Annotated in this window: 24 protein-coding genes and 1 pseudogene; 19 read left to right on the top strand and 6 right to left on the bottom strand. The window is 68.7% G+C overall.

All coding sequences use genetic code 11. The features are described 5' to 3' along the window. The 10 genes and pseudogenes from ASD62_RS05775 to ASD62_RS05735 all read left to right on the top strand — a co-directional run bounded on the left by ASD62_RS05775 (position 1) and on the right by ASD62_RS05735 (position 8,352). Positions 1-816 carry a ribonuclease HII gene (locus ASD62_RS05775; RefSeq protein ID WP_235530642.1) on the top strand — a complete coding sequence of 272 codons (816 nt, stop codon included), beginning with the start codon at positions 1-3 and terminating at the stop codon, positions 814-816. Beyond that, positions 813-1,130: a DUF2469 domain-containing protein gene (locus ASD62_RS05770; RefSeq protein WP_056883649.1), complete on the top strand. Its 318-nt coding sequence runs from the start codon at positions 813-815 to the stop codon at positions 1,128-1,130. The genes ASD62_RS05775 and ASD62_RS05770 overlap by 4 nt, the downstream gene beginning before the upstream one ends. Positions 1,131-1,235: 105 nt before the next feature. Beyond that, positions 1,236-1,622 carry a YraN family protein gene (locus tag ASD62_RS05765; protein WP_056915141.1) on the top strand — a complete coding sequence of 129 codons (387 nt, stop codon included), beginning with the start codon at positions 1,236-1,238 and terminating at the stop codon, positions 1,620-1,622. Continuing rightward, positions 1,619-2,536 (top strand): annotated as a pseudogene (locus ASD62_RS20595) (ATP-binding protein); the annotation flags it as partial. The gene ASD62_RS05765 and the pseudogene ASD62_RS20595, both read left to right, overlap by 4 nt. 10 nt (positions 2,537-2,546) lie before the next feature. Continuing rightward, positions 2,547-3,959: a recombinase family protein gene (locus ASD62_RS05755; RefSeq protein WP_082580595.1), complete on the top strand. Its 1,413-nt coding sequence runs from the start codon at positions 2,547-2,549 to the stop codon at positions 3,957-3,959. A 571-nt stretch (positions 3,960-4,530) separates the two neighbouring features. Beyond that, positions 4,531-4,701, top strand: coding sequence for a helix-turn-helix domain-containing protein (locus ASD62_RS19675; protein WP_082580594.1), 171 nt, complete (start codon positions 4,531-4,533; stop codon positions 4,699-4,701). A 400-nt stretch (positions 4,702-5,101) separates the two neighbouring features. Next, the gene (locus tag ASD62_RS05750; protein ID WP_056915138.1) at positions 5,102-5,584 is read left to right on the top strand and encodes a hypothetical protein; all 483 of its coding nucleotides are present in this window, start codon (positions 5,102-5,104) and stop codon (positions 5,582-5,584) included. Then, on the top strand, positions 5,581-5,991 hold the full coding sequence (locus ASD62_RS05745; RefSeq protein ID WP_056915137.1) for a hypothetical protein: 411 nt from the start codon (positions 5,581-5,583) through the stop codon (positions 5,989-5,991). Before ASD62_RS05750 ends, ASD62_RS05745 begins: the two co-directional genes overlap by 4 nt. A 202-nt stretch (positions 5,992-6,193) precedes the next feature. Continuing rightward, the gene (locus tag ASD62_RS05740; protein WP_056915136.1) at positions 6,194-7,318 is read left to right on the top strand and encodes a hypothetical protein; all 1,125 of its coding nucleotides are present in this window, start codon (positions 6,194-6,196) and stop codon (positions 7,316-7,318) included. 257 nt (positions 7,319-7,575) lie between these two features. Next, positions 7,576-8,352 (top strand): hypothetical protein, encoded by a 777-nt coding sequence (locus ASD62_RS05735; protein ID WP_056915135.1) that lies wholly within the window; start codon positions 7,576-7,578, stop codon positions 8,350-8,352. A 64-nt stretch (positions 8,353-8,416) separates the two neighbouring features. On the opposite strand, the gene ASD62_RS05730 is transcribed toward ASD62_RS05735, so the two are convergent. Both ASD62_RS05730 and ASD62_RS05725 read right to left on the bottom strand, forming a co-directional pair. Continuing rightward, positions 8,417-10,348, bottom strand: a complete 1,932-nt coding sequence (locus tag ASD62_RS05730; protein WP_056915134.1) for a DUF262 domain-containing HNH endonuclease family protein — start codon at positions 10,346-10,348, stop codon at positions 8,417-8,419. 119 nt (positions 10,349-10,467) lie between these two features. After that, positions 10,468-11,475, bottom strand: coding sequence for a hypothetical protein (locus ASD62_RS05725; protein WP_056915133.1), 1,008 nt, complete (start codon positions 11,473-11,475; stop codon positions 10,468-10,470). A gap of 121 nt (positions 11,476-11,596) precedes the next feature. Here ASD62_RS05725 and ASD62_RS05720 point away from each other — a divergent pair, with 121 nt between their 5' ends. Further along, positions 11,597-11,935 carry a nucleotide pyrophosphohydrolase gene (locus ASD62_RS05720; RefSeq protein WP_056915132.1) on the top strand — a complete coding sequence of 113 codons (339 nt, stop codon included), beginning with the start codon at positions 11,597-11,599 and terminating at the stop codon, positions 11,933-11,935. Positions 11,936-12,109: 174 nt separating this feature from the next. On the opposite strand, the gene ASD62_RS05715 is transcribed toward ASD62_RS05720, so the two are convergent. After that, positions 12,110-13,327 carry a hypothetical protein gene (locus ASD62_RS05715; protein ID WP_157581370.1) on the bottom strand — a complete coding sequence of 406 codons (1,218 nt, stop codon included), beginning with the start codon at positions 13,325-13,327 and terminating at the stop codon, positions 12,110-12,112. Between the two features lie 95 nt (positions 13,328-13,422). Here ASD62_RS05715 and ASD62_RS05710 point away from each other — a divergent pair, with 95 nt between their 5' ends. The 5 genes from ASD62_RS05710 to ASD62_RS05690 all read left to right on the top strand — a co-directional run bounded on the left by ASD62_RS05710 (position 13,423) and on the right by ASD62_RS05690 (position 17,871). Beyond that, the gene (locus tag ASD62_RS05710) at positions 13,423-14,064 is read left to right on the top strand and encodes a ribonuclease D (RefSeq protein WP_056915130.1); all 642 of its coding nucleotides are present in this window, start codon (positions 13,423-13,425) and stop codon (positions 14,062-14,064) included. 82 nt (positions 14,065-14,146) lie between these two features. Continuing rightward, positions 14,147-14,767 carry an ATP-binding protein gene (locus ASD62_RS05705; RefSeq protein WP_056915129.1) on the top strand — a complete coding sequence of 207 codons (621 nt, stop codon included), beginning with the start codon at positions 14,147-14,149 and terminating at the stop codon, positions 14,765-14,767. Continuing rightward, the gene (gene dprA, locus ASD62_RS05700; RefSeq protein ID WP_056915128.1) at positions 14,764-15,882 is read left to right on the top strand and encodes a DNA-processing protein DprA; all 1,119 of its coding nucleotides are present in this window, start codon (positions 14,764-14,766) and stop codon (positions 15,880-15,882) included. The genes ASD62_RS05705 and dprA overlap by 4 nt, the downstream gene beginning before the upstream one ends. A gap of 62 nt (positions 15,883-15,944) precedes the next feature. Continuing rightward, a complete protein-coding gene (locus ASD62_RS05695) occupies positions 15,945-16,880 on the top strand; it encodes a tyrosine recombinase XerC (protein ID WP_235529051.1) in 936 nt (311 codons plus the stop codon). A 157-nt stretch (positions 16,881-17,037) separates the two neighbouring features. Then, the gene (locus tag ASD62_RS05690) at positions 17,038-17,871 is read left to right on the top strand and encodes a DUF3152 domain-containing protein (RefSeq protein WP_056915127.1); all 834 of its coding nucleotides are present in this window, start codon (positions 17,038-17,040) and stop codon (positions 17,869-17,871) included. Between the two features lie 19 nt (positions 17,872-17,890). On the opposite strand, the gene ASD62_RS20590 is transcribed toward ASD62_RS05690, so the two are convergent. Continuing rightward, on the bottom strand, positions 17,891-18,505 hold the full coding sequence (locus tag ASD62_RS20590; RefSeq protein ID WP_235530641.1) for a M23 family metallopeptidase: 615 nt from the start codon (positions 18,503-18,505) through the stop codon (positions 17,891-17,893). Positions 18,506-18,745: 240 nt separating this feature from the next. Then, positions 18,746-19,906, bottom strand: a complete 1,161-nt coding sequence (locus tag ASD62_RS05680) for a pyridoxal phosphate-dependent aminotransferase (RefSeq protein ID WP_082552842.1) — start codon at positions 19,904-19,906, stop codon at positions 18,746-18,748. Positions 19,907-19,964: 58 nt separating this feature from the next. On the opposite strand from ASD62_RS05680, the gene ASD62_RS05675 reads away from it, so the two are divergent. Next, positions 19,965-20,330, top strand: coding sequence for an SET domain-containing protein-lysine N-methyltransferase (locus tag ASD62_RS05675; protein ID WP_162254754.1), 366 nt, complete (start codon positions 19,965-19,967; stop codon positions 20,328-20,330). A gap of 6 nt (positions 20,331-20,336) precedes the next feature. Here the strand turns inward: ASD62_RS05675 and ASD62_RS05670 are convergent, their stop codons facing one another. After that, entirely contained in the window at positions 20,337-21,626 is a 1,290-nt protein-coding gene (locus tag ASD62_RS05670) for an MFS transporter (RefSeq protein WP_082580592.1), read from the bottom strand. 358 nt (positions 21,627-21,984) lie between these two features. On the opposite strand from ASD62_RS05670, the gene rpsB reads away from it, so the two are divergent. Next, on the top strand, positions 21,985-22,947 hold the full coding sequence (gene rpsB, locus ASD62_RS05665) for a 30S ribosomal protein S2 (protein WP_056915124.1): 963 nt from the start codon (positions 21,985-21,987) through the stop codon (positions 22,945-22,947). Positions 22,948-22,998: 51 nt separating this feature from the next. Continuing rightward, positions 22,999-23,829, top strand: a complete 831-nt coding sequence (gene tsf / locus ASD62_RS05660; RefSeq protein WP_056915123.1) for a translation elongation factor Ts — start codon at positions 22,999-23,001, stop codon at positions 23,827-23,829. The last annotated feature ends 75 nt before the right edge of the window (positions 23,830-23,904 follow it).

Below are 23,904 nucleotides of genomic sequence, written 5' to 3'. Positions count from 1 at the left end.
GTGCCGGCACCACGACGAGTCGCTGCGCGGACCGGGAGCCGCAAGCCCAGCCTGCGGGTCGAACGCGCACTGCAGCGTGACGGGCACCGGGTCCTCGCCGGGATGGACGAGGTCGGCCGGGGAGCGCTCGCCGGACCGGTGACGGTCGGGGTCGTCCTCATCGACGAGACCAGCCGCAGCGCACCGACCGGGGTCAAGGACTCCAAGCTGCTCACCCCGGCGGCACGGGTCGCCATGGTGCCGCGCATCCAGCGCTGGTGCCTGGCGTACGCCGTCGGTCACGCCTCGCCCGCCGAGATCGACGAGATCGGGATCATCGCAGCCCTGCGGCTGGCCGGCTGCCGTGCGCTCGCCGCGGTGGACGTCCGCCCCGACCTGGTCATCCTCGACGGCAACCACGACTGGCTGACCTCGCCGGACGAGGTGGGACTGTTCGCCTTCGCGGACGGCGGCACCCCCGTCACCCCGCCGGTCACCACGATGATCAAGGCCGACCTGAAGTGCTCGTCGGTGGCCGCGGCCTCCGTCCTCGCCAAGGTCGAGCGCGACGCCATCATGGTCGCGCACGCCCCCAACCACCCCGTCTACGGCTGGGAGGTCAACAAGGGCTATGCCGCGCCGGAGCACATGGCTGCCCTCGAGACCCACGGCGCCAGCGTGCTGCACCGTCGTTCATGGCGACTTCCCGGCCGACTTCCCGAGCGACTTCCCGAGCGACTTCCCGGGGTCGAGCGTGACCCGGAGCCGGTCACCGACCATGATGGCGAGGACAGCACGACCGCGACCGCGCACGAACCGGAGATGAGCAGGCGATGAGTTCTGAGGACCTCGAGAAGTACGAGAGCGAGATGGAGCTCGCGCTCTACCGCGAGTACCGCGACGTCGTCGGCCTGTTCTCGCACGTCGTGGAGACCGAGCGACGCTTCTACCTGTGCAACTCCGTCGACGTGAAGGTCCGCAGCGACGGCGGCGAGGTCTACTTCGACGTGACGATGCAGGACGCCTGGGTCTGGGACATCTACCGTCCTGCCCGGTTCGCCAAGCAGGTGCGCGTGGTGACGTTCAAGGACGTCAACGTCGAGGAGCTCGCCAAGAGCGAGCTGGAGCTCCCGAAGGACTCCGGCTTCTAGGTCCCCGTCGGCTCGCCGTCCACAGCCGCGCGCTCCAGCGCGCCCCGTCCACAGGGCGGGTGGCCGCGGCTCGTCCCACGGTCCGCCCCCGGCTTTGCTGGGGCCATGCCAGAGACGACGGCCCAGCCGGGTGACGATCCGCGCAGGATCCTGGGGAGGTATGGCGAGGAGCTCGCTGCGAGGTACCTCACCGAGCAGGGGTGGCGGGTGGTGGACCGCAACTGGCGGTGCGCGCACGGCGAGATCGACCTCGTCGCCCGTGACGGCGACTGCCTGGTCTTCTGCGAGGTCAAGACGCGCACGACCGAGCGCTTCGGGGGAGCGATCGAGGCGGTGGACCACCGCAAGGCCGCCCGGCTGCGACGGCTGGTGGCGGCCTGGCTCCAGTGCCACGACGAGCGCGCCGGCCGGGTGCGGATCGACGTCATCGGGATCCTGCGACCGCAGGCGGGGCGGGCCCAGCTGCGGCACCTGGTGGGGGTCGGGTCATGACCTTCGGGCGCACTCGGTCGGTGGCGCTCGAAGGGCTGGTCGGCACGGTGGTGGACGTCGAGGCGCACCGGTCCGGTGGGTTGCCGGCGTTCATGCTGGGTGGGCTCCCGGACGCCGCGTGCGCGCAGTCGCCCAACCGCGTCAAGGCAGCGACGGCGAGCATCGGCCGGTCCCTGGCCCAGGAGCGGTTCACCGTCAACCTGTCGCCCGCCTCGATCCCCAAGAACGGCAGCGGGTTCGACCTGCCGATCGCGGTGGCGGTGCTGGCGGCGCTGGGGCTGGTCCCGGCACCGCGGGTCCGCGAGGTCGTCCACCTCGGAGAGCTCGGGCTGGACGGCACCATCAGGGCGGTGCGGGGCGTCCTGCCCGCGGTGCTCGCGGCCGCCCGTGCCGGCTGCCGCGACGTCGTCGTGCCGGTCGCCAACGCCGCCGAGGCGCGGCTGGTCCCCGAGATCGCGGTGCACGCCGTCGACCACCTGCACGACCTGGTGACCGCCTACGGCGACGGCGGCGACCGCCTGGCGCTCGGGGTCCCCGACACGGCGCCCCGACCGGCGACACCGCAGGCGCCGGGCCCGGACCTCGCCGACGTCGCCGGTCAGCCCGAGGCCCGCACGGCGCTCGAGCTGGCTGCTGCGGGCGGGCACCACCTGTTCCTGCTCGGGCCGCCCGGCTCGGGGAAGACGATGCTGGCCGAGCGGCTGGTCTCGATCCTGCCGAGGCTGACCCGGGAGCAGTCGATCGACGTCCTGGCGGTGAAGTCCCTGCTCGGCCTCGAGGCCGCCGAGGTCGGGGTCGAGTTCGTGCCACCGTTCATCGCGCCGCACCACAGCGCGACGCAGGCGGCGATCATCGGCGGCGGCAGCGGTGCCGTGCGGCCGGGCTCGATCTCCCAGGCCCACCACGGCGTCCTCTTCCTCAACAATGCTCGCTTACAGTGGTGCCATGAGGAACGAGGGGACGCGTCAGGCGGTCATCTACTGCCGCCAGTCGCAGGACACGGAGAAGACCGGGGCTGCCGTCGAGCGGCAGGAGGAGGCCTGCCGAGCTTTGGCGCTCGCCCGTGGCTGGGACGTGGTCGAGGTTGTTCGCGACAACGCGGTTTCTGCCAGCAAGGGGAAAACCCGTCCCGGATGGGAGCGGGTACTGGAGCTGGTCGAGGCCGGTCGCGCAGACGTCATCGTGGCATGGCACATGGACCGCATCACGCGCACCACGCTGGACCTGGAACGGCTCATCACGCTCGTGGAGCGCAGCGGTGCTGCTATCGCTACCGCGACCGGTGATCTTGACCTGACGACCGATCAAGGGCGCATGGTTGCTCGCATCTTGGCAGCCGTGGCTCGTGGTGAGGTCGAACGCAAGGCGGCTCGCCAGTCGTTCGCCGAGAGGAAGCGAGCCGAGAGCGGCAAGGCGCGATGGTCCCGTCGTCCTTTCGGATACGAGAAGGGCGGCGTCCTGCGGGAGGTCGAGGCCGAACGCCTGCGCTGGGCCTATCGCCAGATCCTGGGCGGTGCTCGCGTGTCCACCATCGTCCGGGCCTTCAACGAGGACGAGGTGAAGACCGCCACCGGGTCGGCCTGGACCACTCAGGCCATGGGCAAACTGCTGCGAGACCCGCGCAACGCGGGTCTGTTGCGCTATCAGGGCGAGGTTCTCGGAGCCGGGAGCTGGGAACCAATCCTCCCCGAGGACCAGTGGCGTGTGGCCGTGGCGCGCATGGAGCGTCCTGAGTTCAAGTCTGGCGGTGCCCGAGGCACCTCTGGTGCATGGCTCGTGAAGGTCGCGACCTGCGCCGAGTGCGAGGGGCGGGTGTTCACGGTCAAGCGGTCTGGTTCTGAGGTGCGCAACTACACGTGCCAGCGCGGTTGCATCTTCCTACCGCAGGAGTGGGTGGAGGGGCGGGTCTACCTCGCCCTCGCCGAGATCCTGCACAACCCGGAGAACGCCCGGCACTGGCGCTTGCAGGCGGAGCACGACAGCGAGGACTCGGCTGCCCTGCGTGCCGAGCTGGCCGTCCTGGACGAGCGGCAGCGCACGCTCGCGGATGACTACGCCACCGGCCTCCTGACCCGTGCCCAAATGCTCAGTGGCACGGACAGGGTGCGCGCTCGAATGACAGAGGTGGGGGAGGAGCTGGACCAGCTTGGGGCCGGTGCGGGCCTTGACCGGTTGAACCTGGACCCTGAGTACGTAGCTCAGGAGCTGGAGGCCATGCAGCCCGATGAGGTGCGCGAGCTGCTGCGGGCCGTGACCCAACGCGTCGTGCTGCACCGGCGAGGCAAGGGGAGTCGAGCTGGGCTGCGCCCGGAGCTTGTGGAGGTGGTCGCGCGATGACGGGTGCGGCTGGCGGCGAGCTGCGACGACCGCACGCTCCGATACCGACCCCATCGCTAAAAGGGCAACGCTCGACTACCCCCGCATTGAACATGGTTGAGCTGCCGAGCAACGACCCGTTGTCGTGGTGGAAACTGGAAGACTTTCAGGGATCACTTGCTGCCCGTACATGGGTTGAGGCTGAAGATGGTCCAGTTCCGTTCGAGCAGCTGGCCCGTCGCGGCAAGGACGCTCCACACGCCGACTCGCATTGGTTCTGGTGCGGGGCCGTCCAGGGCCCTGGTCGGCGAGGCATCGTTCGCGTTCGCCGCAAGCGGTTCTACGTGAACCGCGTGCTGTGGCACGTGGTTCGTGGACAGCCGAGCATCGAGTACGTCGTCCACCGAACTTGCGATGCGACCGAGTGCGTAAACCCCCACCACGCGAAGCTGGTTCTGCAAGGTTCGTGGAACAAGAACCGCAGGTCAACCAATGTGTGAACACATCACCTATTGAGAGAAGTAGAGACGAAGGGTCGCCCAGCCGGGTGGCCCTTTTTCTTTGCCCTAGTTGATTACAGGAAGGACAACCGATGACATTCGTGACCGAGAAGGAGGCCGCCGCGACGCTGCACGTGCACCCAGGCACCCTCCGCAACTGGAGGAGTGCCGGACGTGGAGGTCCAGCGTTCTACAAGATTGGCGGGAAGGTCCTCTATCGACGCGTGGACGTGGCGCGGTTCCTGGCGGGATCGCGCCGATGAGCCTTCGGCGGGGCCCCTCAGAATCGCCGAAATCTGACCGTCCCGAGTCCTTGCGGCAGGCAGCCCGCTGGGACAGCGTGGCGGCTGGCTATCGAGCTGCTGGGCTGTGTGACGCGTGCGCTGCGCAGGGCGCGAACGTCCGACAGAACGGGTCCGGACTCGCGTCCGGCCCGTGCACAACGTGCTGGCCACTCTGGGCGCGTTTGCTGACCGTTTCGACCCCACGGGCACCGGAGTCACCCGTTAGCTCCGTGACGGTCGCAGAATCGCCGGGACGGGCCGTCGCACGTGGCGCTAGCCCTCGCGCCTGGGAGCTCTGCTACCAGGAAGGTGGGGTCCGGGCTGGCCGGTATGCCGACGACGTCGCCGCCTGGGCGGGCTCGGCCGAGGCGGTGGCAGCGTGAGCACCGTCAACGGAGCGAGTTTCGACCGCGACCTGCTGGCGTCCGTTGCCACGGACCCAGCCCTGGCCCACATCGCGCGACTCCTCATGCTTGCCGCCGAGCGGGCCGGATTTGACGGCGTGGCCGAGTTTGATCCTGGCGAGCTGGGTGAGCTGCTGGCCATGCAGGGCTCGCGTGGGCGCAGCCCGTCGAGCCGCACCGGACGACTCGTCCGAGAGGCTGTGAATCAGGGATTCCTGCGAGCTGGCTCCCGCGCCGTGCGGGTTCTCCTCGACACCGACCTGATCCAGCCTCACGGAATCCCGAGAGCTGGGGAGCGGTACGGCCTGCTTACGTTGACGGGCCAGACGCGCGTTGGCGCATGGGCGACCACCTGCTCGTGCGGACAGGTCCGCGTGTTCGATGAGCGGCACCTCGTCGCTGGGATCGTCGGCCACTGCGGCGACAGCGTGCGACACCGCCTCGCGGTGGCCGCATGACAGAGACCTGGGACGCGAAGGTCCAGCGGCACCGCGAACTGGTTCGTAAGCGGGGATCGGCGCTCTCTCACGAGTGCGTCCCTCCGGTCGGCCATGCGGCCGACTGGTATTGGGATGCCATCAACTACGTGCCCCGCAGCGGGCGGCTCGTGGCTCGCCAGCTCGCGCGCCTGTGCGGCGACGACACCGAGCTGGTCCTCCCCATTCGGTCGTTGACCGATGCGGTCGCCACTCGCGACAAGGCTGGTCGGACCCGCGCCTTCGTTGAGCGCGGGGTCGAGGTGCTGGCGGACGCCGGATGGCTACACGTCCACAAGATCGGGCACGGACGTGGTGCGCGGACCACCTACCGGCTCCACCCTGGCGACCGACACGACGTCTTGGAAGTGAGCCGCGAGGCGGCCTGAGTTATGGCCAGAAGATGTGCGCGCCGACTTATGGCCAGAAGAAGGGCTAGGCGCGACGGCGACGGCGAAGCCGGAGCCACTAGTTAGCGAGCTAGTCGCCAACCCATTGGCGAGTTAGCGGGAGTCCCCCCGAAGGGGACTCCCATGTCATCAACCCCAAGCGGGGGCCGAAGGCCCCCACCAACTAGCAAGGAGTCAACACATGACGAAGACCATCACCAAGAAGGCCAGCACCAAGGTCCTGACGGACGCTGAGCACATCGCCGCCGCTGAAGCGGCTCAGCTCGCCGCTGCCCGCGACCGTCAGGAGGCCGCCCCCAAGGCCGCCCAGCGCATCGAGGAGCTGGAGGCCGAACTGGAAACCGCCGGGGCCAAGACCGAGGAGCTGACCGCTCGCCTGCGCGACGGCGACCTGACCGTGGACGCGATGGCAATGGCTCTCGCCACCGCCGAGGTGCAGCGCGCTCAGGCCCTGCTCGCGGGTGCCCGTGCAGCCGCATCCAAGCTGGAGAAGGACGACGCTAACCTGATCGGCTCCGCTGTCGCTGAGGCTGTCGCGGAGCTGATGTCCGGGCTCGTGCCGGAGCTGGTGCCGGTCCTGGCTAGCTCCGTCAAGCACTACCCGACCGGCCACGCTGTGGTCATCCGCCAGGAGATGCGCAGCATCGACCTGGGCGAGGGGCGTTTGGGTGGACGGGTGGAGATCGCCTACCGGCGTCACACCTACTACGCGAAGCTCAACCTGCCCGGCATCCTCGCCAAGGCGGAGCAGGCTGGGTTCCAGATGGAACAGATCGGGGCCGTCCAGACGGCCCAGCTCGACGGCAACGACGTGCTCGACACCGTGCGCCTGCGCATTCAGCGCATCCACGCATCGCGGCCGGTCATCGCCGGTGACCCCGATGAGCTGACCGCCAGCGTGGCGCTGGGCTCGTTCGGGGACTTCCTGCGCCCCTTTGGCAAGGGGCTGCGCGTGGGAAGGGTGTCGGTGCAGAGCGTGACTAGCCGCGCGACGGGCGAGGACCGCGCCACCATCATCAAGGGATCGGTCGCCCTCCACGGAGCGGGCCCGGCCACCTTCGAGCGTGGGCGGCAGACCGCCTTGGCGGAGGGGCGCCTGTTCGGCGGCGCGGGGGTGCTTACCGACTTGCGCGTAGACGCAGCCACGCCGGGCGACAACATCGTCATCCGTCACGGCGACGGCAGCTACGGGACCGGAGAGACCATGACCTGGCACCTGACCATGGAGACGGCATCCACGGCGCGCCAGGAGCCGTTCGCGCCCTTGGTGCAGGGACCTCTCGGGACGCGCACTCCGCGCCCCTGAGTGACCGTGCCGGGCGGCACCCCTACGCAGGGTGACCAGCCCGGCGTCGCGGTTGTTTATGAACGATTTTGAGCAGGTGCAGCGGAGGCCGGCCGACCAGGGTCGGCCCCGCTGACCTGCCCCGTTGACGAAACTGGCCCCTGTCGGGGCCGGTTCAGATCGACCTTGGAACCTGCGCGCGATTTCAGCGGCTAAGACGGAGCGGTGGAGCGGCGAGCCGTGCGTGGGTCATACCCCCAGGGTGCGATGCTTGGCAGATGGGGGAGCGTTCGGAGGGGTCGGCTTTCGCGTCTATGCGGGATCACTTGGGACTTGTCGTCGCGGCGGTCACGACGCTGGCCGCGACCTTGAAGGCGATGGTCGTTGCTTCGGGAGACCCGCGACTGGCGGGTTACCTAGTGACCGAAGCGGGCCCGACTTCGATCCTCAGTTACACAGTGACGTCGCTAGTCCCGATGCTGCTTAGCTTCGGGATCCTTGCCGCTTTGATCGCTTGGCTTCCGTGGCACACGACGCGTAAGCAGAACTACGGACTGGTCACCCTGGTCCTGCTCGTGGGTTTCTTCACCGTGCCTGTCTTCGCTTGGCTAGGGCTTGTTGCCACGGTCTTGCTCATCGAGATCATCAGCGCAACAAGGATGCGGAGCTATCGAGCGAAGCCCTTACCGGAGAGGGTGGTAGAAGCCGAGCAGGTGTTAGCGAAGATGTGGAGCCCTGCTCGGCTGACCAAAGGGGTCCTCGCGTATCTCGCGGTCGCCTCGCTAGTAACCGTGTCGGTCTCAGGAACCCCGTGGCTCCCGGCGGAGTCGATCACGCCGCACGGCAAGAAGCCGTTCACTGGCTACGTGATTAGCGACTCCGATGGTCGACTCGTCATCTTGCGAGATATCCCCCGGTCGCTCACTGCGTTGCCCAGCGACACGACGCAGAGGGCATTCTGCTTCCCGACCCTGGTGGGTCACTGGTTTTGGTCGGGCTCGCCGTCGGCGGCCCTTCAAACGCGCGAGTACGACGCGCCACGGTGCCCCAAGTAGCCGGACTAGACTCGAAAGTCACGCAATCGAACTTGCTCGGTCACCGCCGGAGTGGGGCATTACCCTAGCTTTTCGGGTAGGCGGTTTTCATGGTTTGAGCGAGGAAGACCGCGCGCTCTCGGACGTCCGTCGCGGTCCAGCGGCCCCGGTCGCTGTTTACGCCACCGCGTATAGCGTAAACGACCGAGTTACTGACATCTGGGGCTCGGTCTTTCAGGATCCTGCGCTTGCCGTGCTTCCGTCCTTTGTCGAGAAAGGCACGGCGGCCCAAGGCCGAGTTCTGATGCACCAGCGTCAGGTTGCCCAAGTTGTTCCGAAGCCCTACGAGCTCGTCCACGTCTCCTGCCACCTGACCCCAATCGCGGAGTTGGTCCTTCCAGTCCTGGGTGATGCTGGCGCGGTCTCGGAAGCTGTCCGGAAAGACGTGCTCGATCGAGTAGTCCATGCGGGTCTTGTCATGTCTCGACAGGTGTATATCGGGGATGTGACGTCCGGCTACCTCGTCGTTCAGTCGGCGCAAGACTGCGAACTTTTGACGAGCCGAAAGCTTGTTCATGTCGACTCGGTCCATCACGGCCGACACCAGCACCGGATCGGAGGGCATGGGCATGCCCGGAGTGTTCAGATACCGAGCCAGTATCTCAGCGAGCGTCCGAGGGCGGCCAGCTCCCATCTTCTTGGCGATGGTGGACGCGTTGCCAAACTCCTTGATCACCTTCGCTGTGACTGAGTTCAGATGGCTTCGCAGAAGCTGTTGCTTCTCTCCAGCGACTATCCGCCGGCCAAGGTAGGACTCGAGAACCCGTACTGAATCGTAGAGCTGTGCATCGGAGATGAAGTTTGTTCGTCGATACCGCAGCAGGAGAAGTGACAGCGGCAGGGGGGGACCAGAGGACAACATGCTGATGTTGTCGAGGGCGCGGACCGCGGCTGGCTTGTAGGTGCTGCCGTGACCATCGAAGGCGGAAGACTGCGCCACCTTGAAGTCGTCGAAGCTCGTGACAAGTTCTTTGATGACGCCGCGGACCTTGCGTCGCCGCGCGTCTGCGCCGAGGTTCATTGGGGCATGTTCAAGGATGAGTTCGTTGAGTCGCCGCGCCAGTCGGTACTGACTCGCGCCTTCGCCCAGTGAGTGGAGGTAAGAATCGATGAACAAGGGAAGTGTGCCGAGTCGAGCTCCGCCGAGCTTGACCTGCCGACACTCGGACTCCATGGTCGCCCAGGTGCTGGTGAACAGCTGGATGTCGTTCAGCTCGGCGAAGACAGTGTTACGGAGGAGGTCTACTGGCTCCAGCTCGCGGCGTTTCCCGTTGATGGCGTCGAAGACAGCTGGTGCCGACTGGTCCTCTTGATTCAGCATCATGTCAGTGACGTGGAGGCGCTCGCGCACAATCCGAAGCAACTGCGCAGGCTTGATCTCCTTGCCTCGGGGTGCACGAGACGAGGCATACCCGACGGGCACGGGTTTCCAGAAGCTCGTAGTGCCTGCTGCGAGCTGGCGTGTGAAGAACGCGTAAGCGTTACCGACTGTTGTCTTTGCTTCGGATCGCGAAAGACTCACGTTTGAGGTGAGCAGGATGCGCCCCAGCAGCTCCCGGTCTTCCTCTTGCCCCAAGAGGCGAGGGCGTGCGGGTTCGTCGACCGTCATCAAGGCAGTCGCGTCCCGCTTCACAGCTGGCGTGCCTGCGTCGCGCAAGGCGGCGAGGAGCAATAGCAGGGTGACCAGACGCTGTTGCCCGTCCACAAGCGCCCACACATTGCGGCCGTAAGTTGTCGCTTGCTTCCCGCGCACCGCGGATGAAGCATTGAGCTCTCTCGCGCCTAGAAGTACACCCAAGTAGTGCCGCTTTGGGTTGCTGCCCACATACATCTCACCCAGGTCAGACCAGAGCCCTTCCAAGAGGTCGTTCGTCCATTGGTACGGCCGCTGGTAGGCCGGAATGACGAACTCCACCTGCCCCAAGTAGACGCCGATGCTGCTGTCTTTGATGTCCACGGTGGTAACCCTTTAGTGCGTAGTGGGAGTCTTGCCGCATCTTCGCAGGAAACGACCGTGCGGTCGTGATCGCGAAGGGCGCGTGTCTCTTCCGATCCGGGATACTGGCTGCCGACGTTTCAGGCCCGAAGTATGTGGACAAGCGCCTTGCGTGCCTGGTCCGACGGATCGTGCCGAGTGAAGTCCCCCTCTCCAGATGGATACGTCACTCCGACTCCCAATCGGGCGGCCAGCTCGAGGAGGTCTGAGTCGGGCCGGGCCGGGAGCAGCACGGTTGCGGCTCTCACGTCTGCGACGTGATGGCAGTAGTCAAGGATCTGGCCCAGAGCCATGCGGACTGCTTCTCGGCTCGACGACGATTTCGCCTCAACAACTTCGAGGCCCCCTTCGAAGGGGAGAACCATGTCCGTAACCCCGGCGCGGGTCCTAACTCGGGTGGTATCCACGCCCAGGTGTTCTCGGTAGAGCCGTACCAGTTGGGCCTCGTGTCGATTCACAGTCATCTGCCGAGCGGGTTGGTCATGGGTGCTGGACTCCACCTTTAGAGCTTCGTCAGGAACGATGAAGGAGAACTTCTCCACCGCCGCAGTCACTTGCTTCTCAGCCAGCATTTCCAAGCTTTCGGCTTCTGTGCTCGTTCGGATTTTGAGTCCGTCAAGGACCTCCTCCGCCCGGTCGCCGCGGAGGAATCGGGCGCCCATAAAGTTGTCGCCTACGTTGAAGCTTGGGAGTTCCCAAATCTCGGAGTAGGGCACCTTGGTGGCTCGAAAAGACTTCAGGGAGTAAACATTGTTGTAGCTACCTCGCTCAGGGTGGGGATCCCAGAGTTCGTCTCCCAAGGGGCTACTCCTCAACACCACGCCGATCTCGCCGATCCCTTGGATCAGCTTCTGGCCGGTGAACAGAACCACGTCGCCTGTGTCGATCGTGTCCATCTGTGAGTCGTGGTTGCTGGTCATGCCCCAGAATCGCGCCAGCCCGTCGGGATGCATCGCGTTGAGGGCGCGCCTTTCGGAAGTGGTGAGCGACTCGATCAGTTGCAGCGTGAGCGGCCCCTCCATCGTCGTCTGCCAATGCCTCCTCGCATCCGCATTGCCGAAACTCGGCTGGATGATCACGGTTGCCACGCCACGCCCCACCTTCCTTCGTACGAATCGTCGTTGACCGAAGTTACATGCGATGTCCGATTTGCGTAGCCGATCACACGAACTGTCAGCACTCCGGCGCGGATGTAGCAGACTTGGAGTCATGGAGGTCTCAAGGGAGCAGCAAGCCATCCGTGAGTTCGCTGATGCGCGAGATTGGGGGCGGTTCCACACGCCCAAGAACCTGGCCATGGCTCTCGCTGGCGAGGCCGGTGAGCTGTTGGCGCTCTTCCAATGGCTCACGCCGGAGCAATCGTCGGAGATCATGGACACAGAATCGGCTGATCACGTTCGCGATGAGCTGGCGGACGTGTTCATCTACGCTCTGCGGCTTTCCGACGTGTTGGATGTCGACCTTGGCGCGGCAGTGGCCTCCAAGCTCAAGAAGAACGCTTCCCGATACACAGTTCACGACAGTTTCGGAAACGCCGAGAAGCGGTAGTCCGTACTAGCAGGGGCTTGGCCTATGCCTCGTCGTGCGCACGGCTCTCTGTCTGCTACCGCCGCGATCACACCACAGGCGCCACGGGGGTCGTGACGCACCGGAGAACTGCACCTCACCCTCCCTTTTGTGGTGCAGCCGACGCCTCACGAGGCCGGCTCGGACGGACCTTGGCTATGTCCAGGACTCATCCGGAGCCAACTTTTGAACACGTGCCGCGATCTTGGTGCGGTTCAAGTACAACCACGCCGACTGGTCGCCGAAGGAGTTGAGGAGACGGACTTCGTGCTTCCGGGTGGACAGGATGAAGGTAGTGAGGCCAAGGAGCAGGCCCCACCACAGGACTGCGCCCGGCGGGCGCCCCTGCTCGACGGTCAGGTTCGCGGCCGACAGCATGGCTGGCCCCAACAGGGCAAGATCTACGAGTGATCGCTGGGCTGGCATAAAGGACGTTTCGTTCGTGCCAGGGCACTTCAGCGCGTTCAAGAGCCCACCCCTAAGGGGGGCTGGGCCCGACGGGCCGGAATGGCCGCTGGGCGGCCAGATCGGTGGTGGACCCAACTCAACCAGGGTCCAGAGGATCAGGGCGCCCGTAGCAACGAGCAGTCCGCAGCAACGGAGGACGACGTTATTTTGTTCGGCGAGAAGCAACCCCGCGACCTGCGCCCCGGCGATGATGAGACTGACCATGCGAACCTGCTCGAGCCCGAGCTTGAGCCGTTGACCGTAGGACTTGCTTTTGGTGGCTTCACCGCGGGCTCGCCTCCGTTCAGACGCGTTGCGATGCAGCACTGTGGCCATCGCTCCCGCACCGATTAGAAGCGCCACGCTCAAACCGGCAGCCAAGGCATGGCTGGGGCGTACCTCCGACACGCCCCAGGCGACCCGCCCGTCGCCGACTACGACAAAGCCAACCAGCGGTCCGAGCGTAAGTGCTGACGCCGTTAGTACGCGAGCGTCGAAGTAGATCCGGTAGAGGCCGCCGAAAAAGTAGACCTTCTTGTGGAGTTCCGTCGGTAGGTGTGCGTCCATCAGGAGGAAATACACGGGCAGAGCCCTCTTCAACATCCATCCCTTATGGGGCCCGTGAGCCTCCCGGACCAGTGCGGTCAGCGTCTGGCTCGGCACCGTAATGCCATGTTCCGGGTCGCCGTCGGTGTAGATGCGTGCTCGGACCGGAAGATCCAAGGCGTAGAGCACGAACCCGAGAATCAGGGCGAGCACCAGGAACGTTGTTCCAGTGCTCAGCTCCTTGATGAGCCCCGCGGCTTGACCTCCGGCGTAGAGCGGGCCCGTGCCCGTTGCCAAGCGCAGGGTGAGGGTCACAAGCACGGCCGCGATAGCGCCGGGAATCACGAACCTGAGCGTCTCGTACAGGTTGAATCCGGTCATAGTGAACGCAGTCGACCGCATGCTCTGGTGTCGTGGTCGGAGGCGCGCCGAGCCCAAGCTGTTGGGCTGTCAGAGGTTGGGTGTTGACTACGGGTATGCCCAACTTGACCGCCAGCCAGATGCCTCGGACCGTGCGACGTGGTGACGCCTCCGACGAGCTTGTGCTTGCCGCGCAAGCGCATGGAATGGTGTCGATCGACACCGAGACAACTGGGTTGGACCCCCGATTGGCGCGTCTGTGCACCATCCAGATCCATGTTCCGGACTGGGGCACCGAAGTCATCCAGGTGGAGTCCGACACAGCTCCAGAGCACGTGAGGCTGCTTGTCGAATCGGCAGATGTCACCAAGGTGTTTCACCATGCCGTTTTTGACCTCGGCTTCCTACGAGCGCAGTTCGGGATTTCCTCGTCTCAGGTGAGGTGCACAAAGATCGCCGCCAAGTTGCTGTGGCCAGGACAGAAGAGGCGGCAGTCCTTAGCAGGACTGACCGAGGATCTTTTAGGTGAACCGATGCCCAAGGCCGAGCAGCTATCCGATTGGACACGACCGGACCTGACAGATGCTCAGGTGACGTATGCGGCCCGGGATGCAGAGGTTCTGCCCCCGCTACTCGGCAAGCTCCAGGAAGAACTGGGGGACCGAGACCTCTTACAGCTGGCTTCCGCATGCTGGCTCCACATCCCAACTCGCGTTGAGCTTGAGGCACAAGACTTCGGTGATGTTTTCAGTTACTAGCCTTCGCGCGCTGCGACCACCGAACTCCCGAGCGACAGCCAGACTCCGCCGAAAATACTAGGACCCAAGCAAGCGAGCTTGCTTGCTCGACGAGGCCCCCGAGTTCCGCACCGGCGCGCTCCAGGCGCTGCGGCAGCCGCTGGAGTCGGGGCAGGTCGTCGTGTCCCGGGCGCGGACTGCGGTGCGCTTCCCGGCCCGGTTCCAGCTCGTCATGGCGGCCAACCCCTGCCCGTGCGGTCTGGGGTTCGGGAAGGGGATCGGGTGCACGTGCACCCCGATGGCCAAGCGCGCCTACGTCGCCAAGCTGTCCGGACCCCTGCTGGACCGGGTCGACCTGCAGGTCCAGGTCCCGCCGGTCACCCTCTCCTCGCTCGGCAGCGCGCCGGGGGAGTCCAGCGCGGTGGTCGCCGAGCGGGTGGCCCGGGCCCGGGCGGTGCAGGCCGACCGGTGGCGCGAGACGTCGTGGCGGCTCAACAGCCAGGTGCCGGGAGCCTTCCTGCGCCGAGGTCCGCGCCGGCTGCCCCGGTCGATCACCACCGACCTCGACCGAGCCCTCGACCGCGGCCACCTCACCCTCCGCGGCTACGACCGCGTGCTGCGCCTGGGCTGGACGGTGGCCGACCTGGCCGGTCGACCGAGCCCGACCCGCGACGACCTCGGCACGGCCCTGACCCTGCGCAACCAGGGACCGGTGGCGGCATGAGTCGGCTCGCGCTCGCCGGGATCCCGTCCGGGGATCGAGCGGCCCGTCTCGCCTGGGCCCGCCTCGTCGAGCCGGGCGACCCGGCTGCCGCGAGGCTGATCTCGGCGGTGGGCGCCGAGGCCGCGCTGCACGGGGTGGATCCCTCGAGCACCCTGGGTCAGCAGATGGCGGTGCGGGTGCCGGACCTCGACGTCGAGCGCGACCTCGAGATCGCGGCCGCCCTGGGTGCCCGCATCGTCGTGCCCGACGACGACGAGTGGCCGACGGGGCTCGACCTCCTCGCCAACCCGCCGTTCTGCCTGTGGGTCCGCGGTCCGGTGCAGCTGGACGAGGTGTGCGAGCGCAGCGTGTCCGTGGTCGGCGCTAGGGCGGCGTCGGGGTACGGCCTGCACCAGGCCAAGGAGATCTCGGCCGGACTGGCCGAGCGCGGCTGGACGGTGGTCTCGGGTGCTGCGTACGGCATCGACGGCGCGGCCCACGAGGGGGCCCTGGCCGTCGACGGGGTGACCGTCGCGGTCGTCGCGGGCGGCGTGGACCGGCCGTACCCCGCCGGGCACGCCGGACTGCTGGCCCGGGTCGCCGACGCCGGAGCCGTCGTCAGCGAGGTGCCACCCGGTTCGGCTCCGACCCGCTGGCGGTTCCTCAGCCGCAACCGCGTGATCGCGACGATGAGCCGGGGCACCGTCGTGGTGGAGGCGGGGCTGCGTTCGGGTTCGCGCAACACGGCAAAGACCGCCCTGGAGCACCAGCGCGTGGTCTGTGCGGTACCCGGGCCGGTGACGTCAGCGGTGTCGGCCGGGTGCCACGTGCTCATCCGCGACGGCGCCCTGCTCGTCACCGACACGGCCGAGGTGCTCGAGGCGGTGGGTCCGATCGGGGAGCTCGCGCCGGTGAAGCGCGGCCGGCAGGACCCGGGCGACGACCTCGACCCCTCCCACCGGGTGGTCCTGGCCGCACTGCGGGTGGGTAGTTCCACCACGCCGAGCAGGCTGGCCAGGCTCTGCGGGATGAGCGAGGGCGAGGTCGTCGGTGCGCTGGGGGTGCTCGGGCTCACCCGGCTCGTGAGCCACGACGAGGACGGGTACCGCCGCGTGCCTCGTCGCGCACGCGCGTAGTGGTGGAGCGTCCGGCGGGGTGGCGGCTTGTGCACGGCGTGGGCCTTTGCGACGGTGGCGACGTGGAAAAGGCACAGGGGGTGGACGACGTGGACGCCTGGGCGGAGGCCGTCGCCTCCTTCGAGCGCCACCTGCGCAGCGAGCGGGGGCGCTCGGAGCACACCGTGCGGGCCTATCTCGGCGATGTCCGCACCCTCGTCCGCTTCCTCGGGGAGGCCGGCATCGACGGCCCCGCGGACGTCACCTTGAAGGACCTGAGGGCGTGGTTGGCGGCGCAGGCGCAGGCGGGGGCGGCCAGGGCCACGATCGCGCGCCGGTCGGCGGCCGCTCGCACCTTCCTCGGGTGGGCGACCCGGACCGGCCGGATCGCGCTCGACCCCTCGTTGCGCCTTGCGGCACCCAAGCGCGGGGGCCACCTGCCCGAGGTCCTGCGCCAGGCCGATGCCACCGCGCTGCTCGACATCGCGGCCGTGGCCAGTGACGACCAGGACGCGCTGCACCTGCGCGACCGCGCCGCCCTCGAGCTGCTCTACGCCAGCGGGATCCGCGTGGGTGAGCTCACTGCCCTCGACGTCGACGACGTCGACCTGGACAGGGGAGTCGTCCGGGTCATGGGCAAGGGCGGCAAGGAACGCACCGTGCCGTTCGGGGCCCCCGCCCGCGACGCCGTGGTGGCCTGGCTGGAGCTCGGCCGACCCCAGGTGGTGACGCAGGACAGCGGCCCCGCCCTGCTGCTCGGCCGCCGAGGTCGCCGGGCCGACCCCCGTCAGATCCGTTCCGCGGTGCACACGTTGTTGGCCCACGTGCCGGATGCGCCTGACGTGGGCCCGCACGGGCTGCGGCACAGCGCGGCGACGCACCTGCTCGAGGGCGGCGCCGACCTGCGGCTCGTGCAGGAGCTGCTCGGGCACGCGTCCCTGGCCACGACGCAGATCTACACCCACGTGTCGGTCGACCGCCTCAAGCAGTCCTACCGCCAGGCCCATCCGCGCGCATGAGGACGACCGAGTCGAGGTTCACCCCTTCGGCCCGCTCGGGCGTGCCGTCCCACCCCGCGGAGCGTGCAGGGGCGACAATGGTGTCCCGTCGTGACCTGCCACCCCACCAGGTGGCGCCCCTGCCACCGATCCCCCAGGAGAGGTCCGGACCGAGCACGTGAGCACCCCAGGCCCGGCCGCCCAGCGGCCCAGCAGCCACCGTCGGCGCGCCAGCCGGAAGGTGCGGCTGCGGCGCACCCTCGCAGGGACGATCGCCCTGGTCCTGGTCGGCAGCATCGCCTACCGTCAGCTGACCAAGGACGACCCCGCTCCCGTCCAGGCGGTCAAGGCCTCGGCGTCCGCTCCGTCCACGACGCGCGCCACGGCGAAGCCGTCGACCACCACGACCAGCTCCGAGGACGGGTCCCCGTCGACGGAGACCACGGCACCCGACGCCAAGTCCGTCCCGCAGCACGGCACCGGCGCCATCACCGTCGTCCCCGTGCCGGCCGTCAAGCCGGCCACCTCCGGCCGCACCGTGCGCTACACCGTCGAGATCGAGGGTGGCCTCGGCGTGGACCCGACGACGGTCGCGGCGACGATCCAGTCGGTCCTGCTGGACAGCCGCGGTTGGCAGAAGGTCGACGGCATCAGGTTCGTCAACGTCACCCCTGCAGAGGCCAAGCAGGGCGCTCATGTCGACATCCGCGTGACGCTGGCCAGTCCCGGCCTCACCGACAAGCTCTGCGCGCCGATGCAGACGCTGTCGCAGGTGTCCTGCTGGAACGGCGAGCGGTCCGTCCTCAACTTGCGGCGCTGGGTCCTCGGCGACGACAGCTACGGCACCGACGTCGCCCGGTACCGCGAGTACCAGGTCAACCACGAGGTCGGCCACGGGCTCGGTCACCAGCACCGCAGCTGCCCCGCGAAGGGCGACCGGGCTCCCGTCATGGTCCAGCAGACGTTGAGCCTGCAGGGCTGCACACCCTGGCCGTACCCCAGCGGCGCCTGACGCCGACGCCCCGGCCGACTCACCTCAGCGGCAGCAGCCTGACGCGGGCGGCGCCCAGCAAGGTCATCGGGTCGAGGTAGCGGGTCCCCCGCAGGGCACCCAGGTGCAGGCAGGTGGAGGGAAGGCAGTGCCCTCCTGCCGAGACCGTGCCGATCACCTGGCCCCGGCCGACCTCGTCACCGACGGCGACGCCCGGGTCCACGGGTTCGTAGGTGGAGCGCAGACCCGACCGGTGCAGCACCGTCACGGTCCCGCGTCCCGCGACCACCCCCACGTGCGCGACGACGCCGGCGTCGACGGCGCGCACGGCACTGCCCTGCGAGCTGGTCAGGTCGACTCCCCGGTGACCGGCTCCCCAGGTCGTCGCGGGCCGCACGAAGGGTCGTGCGACGCTCGGGCGGGGCGTCAGGGGCCACATCCACCGACCCCGAGGAGCCACCTGCGGGACGGGCCCGTCGCCGGTGGGCGCGGCGAGCGCGGCGTGGGTGTCGTGCACGGGTGGTGCGGGCGCGCCGCCTGTCGCCACCTGCGGTGGCTCCACGGACGTGCGGGCAGGAGCGACCACGGTCGACACGGTCGTGACGGCGAGGGCCGCGGCCGCGGCAGGCAGCAGGACGGAGGCGAGCGATCTCATGCCCTCGACCGTGCGCGCCGCAGGCGGGGCCGGCCAGCACCGTCCGGCCGGCTTGTGGACGCGGGGCGGACGCACGGCCCGCCTGTGGACGGCTGCCCGGTTCCCGCAGGGCCGCGAGCGGCTGCCCGGTTCCCGCAGGACCGCGAGCGGCTGCCCGGTTCCCGCAGGACCGCGAGCGGCTGACCGGTTCCCGCAGGACCGCGAGCGGCTGCTCGGTCCCGCAGCGCCGGGGGCGGCCGCTCAGTCCCGCAGGGCCGCGAGCCGCCGGACCGCTTCTGCCAGCACCTCGTCCCGCTTGCAGAACGCGAACCGCACCAACGTCCGGGCGGCCGCCACGTCATCGTGGAACACCGAGACCGGGACACCCACGACCCCGGCCCGTGCGGGCAGCTCGCGGCAGAACGCCAGGGCGTCGGTGGCCCCCAGCGGCGCCGCATCGGCCACGACGAAGTACGTCCCGTCCGGCACGGACACCTCGAGCCCGGCTCCCCGCAACCCCGCCACGAGCAGGTCGCGCTTGGCCTCCAGCGAGCCGGACAACGCGGCATACACCTCGTCGCCGAGGGCGAGGGCGACGGCGGCGGCCGGCTGGAAGGGACCCGAGCCGACGAAGGTGAGGAACTGCTTGACCGTCCGCACCGCCGCCACCGCCTGCGCCGGACCGGACACCCAGCCGACCTTCCAGCCCGTGGCCGAGAACGTCTTGCCCGCCGAGGAGATCGTCAGCGTGCGCTCGCGCATGCCCGGCAACGTCGCCACCGGGACGTGCGCCGCGTCCCCGAACACGAGGTGCTCGTAGACCTCGTCGGTGACGACCCACGCGTCGAACTCCCTTGCCAGGGAACAGATCAGGTCGAGCTCGGCCCGGGTGAAGACCTTGCCGGTCGGGTTGTGCGGGGTGTTGAGCAGGACCAGCCGCGTCCGTGGCGAGAACGCGGCGCGCAGCGACGCCTCGTCGACGGCGAAGTCCGGGAACCGGAGCACGGAGGTACGGCGCACCGCTCCCGCGAGGGCGATCGACGCGGCGTACGAGTCGTAGTAGGGCTCGAAGGTGACCACCTCGTCGCCCACCTCGCACAGCGCCAGGATGGTGGCGGCGATCGCCTCGGTCGCACCGACGGTGACGAGCACCTCCGAGCGCGGGTCGACCTCGAGGCCGTAGAACCGGGACTGGTGCGCCGCCACGGCGTCGAGCAGCTCGGGGACGCCGGGGCCGGGCGGGTACTGGTTGCGCCCGCCGTCGATGGCGGCCTTGGCGGCGTCGAGCATCTCGCGCGGACCGTCGGTGTCGGGGAAGCCCTGCCCGAGGTTCACCGCGCCGTGCTCGGTGGCGAGCGCGGTCATCTCGGCGAAGATCGTGGTCCCGAAACCGTGCATGCGGGCGACGAGGGGAGAAGCCATGCGCCGACGGTATGCCGCCTGCGCCGGGTTCGCAGGCCGCCGCGCGTACCCTGCGGCCATGGCCATCGAACGGCAGCCGTCCACGATCGCCGGGCGCGGGTGGTTCACGACCGGGGGACTGGCCCGGGGCGAGGCGGTCGCGGTGGACGTCGCGGCCCTGAACCACTCGTGCGACCCGACGCTGGCGTGGGCGGCCGACGGCGAGCGCGTCGTGGCCTTCCGCGACGTCGATCCGGGGGAGGAGCTCACCCTGGACTACGCGACGGGCTCGACCGACCCCGAGATGGTCGTGCGCTGCCACTGCGAGACCTACCGCTGCCGCCAGCTCGTCACCGGCGACGACTGGCGCATCCCCCAGGTGCAGCGGCGCTACGCCGGCCACCTGGCCCCGGTGGTCCAGCGGGCGGTCGACGCCACGGCCTGAGCCGGTTCAGTCCTCGGTCGCCTCGACGGGTGCCTGCCCGGACGCCGGCTTCGACCGTGCGCCGTCGACGTGGGCGATGTGGTCGAGCTGGCGCCACACGGCGAGCAGCGTGACCCCGGCGCCCACGAACGCGAACCAGAACGGTGCTGCCGCCCCGAAGTGCCGGGCGATGAGGCCACCGAGCAGCTGCCCGACGAGCAGCCCCACGATCAGGCCCAGCCAGTACACGCTCCCCACGCGGCCCTGCAGCTCGTTGGGGGTGGCGCGCTGCCGGACCGCCGAGGAGAGCGACCCCCAGACGAACGCGTACGCACCGAAGACGACCATGACCACCATCGCGACCCAGGCCACGGTGGTCAGGGCCAGTGCGAGGTGGGTGAGCACCTCGAGGGCGAGGCAGATCTTCATGAGCCGGGCCAGCGGCACCCTCGCCTCGAGCCGGTCGTAGAGCAGGACGGACGTGACCCCACCGATCACCGAGCACGTCGTGAGCAGGCCGAACCCGACCGCTCCCACACCGAGCCGCTCCTGGGCCCAGTAGACGAGGACGCCCCACGGAGCGCCCCAGGTGACGTTGAAGATGAAGATGATGAGCGTCAGGGTCCGGATGGGGGCGTTCCCCGCGATCCAGCGCAGGCCGTCGAGGATGTCGTGGCCGATGTGCTGCTCCGGGCGGACCGTGTCGTCCTCCCGCGGCAGCCGGACCTTGGTGAAGAGGGCTGCGGAGAACAGCAGGGCGCAGCCCTGGACCCCGAAGGGCACGGCGGAGCCCAGCGCGAAGAGGCTGGCCCCCACGGCCGGACCGATGAACTGGTTGGCCACGAGGAACCCCGACATCTGCCGGGCGTTCCCGATGCCCAGGTCCGCCTTGGGGACGATCATCGGGAGCACGGCCCGCCACCCGGTGTCGGCGAACAGCTCGGCCACGCCCACGGCGAACAGCGCCACCAGGAGCAGGGTGATCGACACCGTGCCGGTCGCGATCGTCGCAGCCAGGACCGCGAGCACGACCACGCGCACGAGGTTGGCCGCCAGCACGAGCCGCCGCCGGTCGACGCGGTCGGCGACGGCGCCGGCATACAGGCCGAGCAGGAGGGTCGGGAGGTTCTGCACCATCGCCGCGGCGGCGATGAGGCTGGGGTCGCGGGTCAGCGAGGCGACGAGCAGGGGCCCGGCGGCCAGGGCGATGCCGTCCCCCAGCTGGCCGACCCACGACGACGCGAGGTTCCAGCGGAACGGGACGCCCATCCGCGCAGGTGCGACCCACTCACCGAGGCGGGACAGGAGGGGAGCCACAAGTCGGGCACCCTACGCCGGGCGGGGCGCGTCGTCGCCCCCATTTCCCCCGTGTCACCGGGCGACGCGGGCCAGGAAAGGGCCGGGACCGGGCCGGGGACCGGGCCGGGGACCGGGCCGGGGCGGTGGATTTCTCGATCACCCCGCCCAGCACGTACGATGGACGCCGGTCACCGTGTGCTCGCACGCGGAGGCCTAATTCGCGCGTCTTCTCGCCGGGTGACGAGGTTTCCTCCGAACCCGGGGCGCACCACAGCAGTCCGGCCAGGGTGCCGGTGGGGTGCGGCCAGACGCCAGGCAGGACCACGCCCCCATGGCGGGTCCGACGAAACTGACAACGACACATAGGAGACACGGCATGGCCGTCGTTACCATGCGCCAGCTCCTCGAGAGCGGCGTCCACTTCGGGCACCAGACCCGTCGCTGGAACCCCAAGATGAAGCGCTTCATCATGACCGAGCGCAACGGCATCTACATCATCGACCTGCAGCAGTCGCTGACGTACATCAACAACGCGTACGAGTTCGTCCGCGAGACCGTCGCCCACGGCGGCTCCATCCTCTTCGTCGGCACGAAGAAGCAGGCCCAGGAGCCCATCGCCGAGCAGGCGACCCGCGTCGGCATGCCGTACGTCAACCACCGCTGGCTCGGTGGCATGCTCACCAACTTCAACACGATCTCCAAGCGCCTCACGCGCCTCAAGGAGCTCGAGGAGCTGGACTACGACAACGTCGCGGCCTCCGGCTTCACGAAGAAGGAGCTCCTGATCTTCAAGCGCGAGCGCGACAAGCTCGAGAAGACCCTGGGCGGCATCCGCAACATGGCCAAGGTCCCCTCGGCCGTGTGGATCGTCGACACCAAGAAGGAGCACCTCGCGGTCGACGAGGCGCGCAAGCTCGGCCTGCCGGTCATCGCGATCCTCGACACCAACTGCGACCCCGACGAGGTCGACTACAAGATCCCCGGCAACGACGACGCGATCCGCTCCGTCACGCTGCTGACCCGCGTCATCGCCGACGCCGTGGCCGACGGCCTCATGTCCCGCTCCGCTGGCAAGTCCGGCGAGCAGGCCGAGGGTGTCGTCGCGACCGACGAGCCGCTGGCCGAGTGGGAGCGCGAGCTCCTCGGTGGCGACGCCGCCAAGACCGCTGACGCGGTGGCCCCCGAGGCCGGCGAGACCGCTGCCGCGGACGCTCCCGAGGCTGCAGCTGCCGAGACGACCGAGGCGCCCGTCGCCGAGGCCACCGAGGCGCCTGCCGCCGAGGCGACCGACGCTGCTGCCGAGGCTCCGGCCGAGGCCGACGCCGACGCCAAGGCCTGAGCACTCGTCCCACCGACCGCACTGCTGACAGAGAAGAGCTGAGAAACACACATGGCGAACTACACCGCCGCTGACATCAAGGCGCTGCGTGAGTCCACCGGCGCCGGCATGCTCGACGTCAAGAAGGCCCTCGACGAGGCTGACGGCGACCGCGCCAAGGCCACCGAGATCCTTCGGGTGAAGGGCCAGAAGGGCGTCACCAAGCGCGAGGGGCGCACCGCGTCCAACGGGCTGGTCACGGCCCGCTCCGGCGCCGGCATGGGCACCCTCGTGGAGGTCCTCTGCGAGACGGACTTCGTCGCCAAGGGTGAGAAGTTCATCGCCCTCGCCGACCAGGTCCTCACGCAGGCCGTGGCGTCCGGCGTCTCCGACGCGGACGCGCTGCTCGCGAGCAGCCTCGAGGACGGTCGTACCGTCAAGCAGCTGCTCGACGACGCGAACGCGACCATCGGCGAGAAGATCGAGGTCAAGCGCGTGGCTCGCGTCGAGGCCCCGGTCGTCGTGTCGTACCTGCACAAGACCAGCCCCGACCTGCCCGCGCAGATCGGTGTCCTCGTCGGCGCCGACGGTGGCGACGAGCAGGTCGTCCGCGACGTCGCGATGCACGTCGCGGCGTTCAGCCCCACGGTGCTCAGCCGCGACGAGGTCGACCCGACCACCGTCGAGAACGAGCGTCGCGTGGCCGAGGCCACGGCGAAGGAGGAGGGCAAGCCCGAGGCCGCCCTCCCGAAGATCGTCGAGGGTCGCGTCAACGGCTTCTTCAAGGAGAACGTCCTGCTCGAGCAGCCGTTCGCCAAGGACGCCAAGAAGACCGTCGCCAAGGTGCTCGAGGAGGCCGGCGCGACCGCGACGTCGTTCGCCCGCTTCCGCGTCGGCAGCTGACACCAGCTCCACCCGGGCCCTCGGGCCCACCGCAGTTCACGAGGCCCGTCCCCTTCGGGGGGCGGGCCTCGCGTG

The organism is Phycicoccus sp. Root563 (genome assembly GCF_001427915.1).
GTDB lineage: Bacteria > Actinomycetota > Actinomycetes > Actinomycetales > Dermatophilaceae > Pedococcus.
Note: the sequence above shows the minus strand (reverse complement) of the source record. Positions and strands in the feature narration are given on the sequence as shown.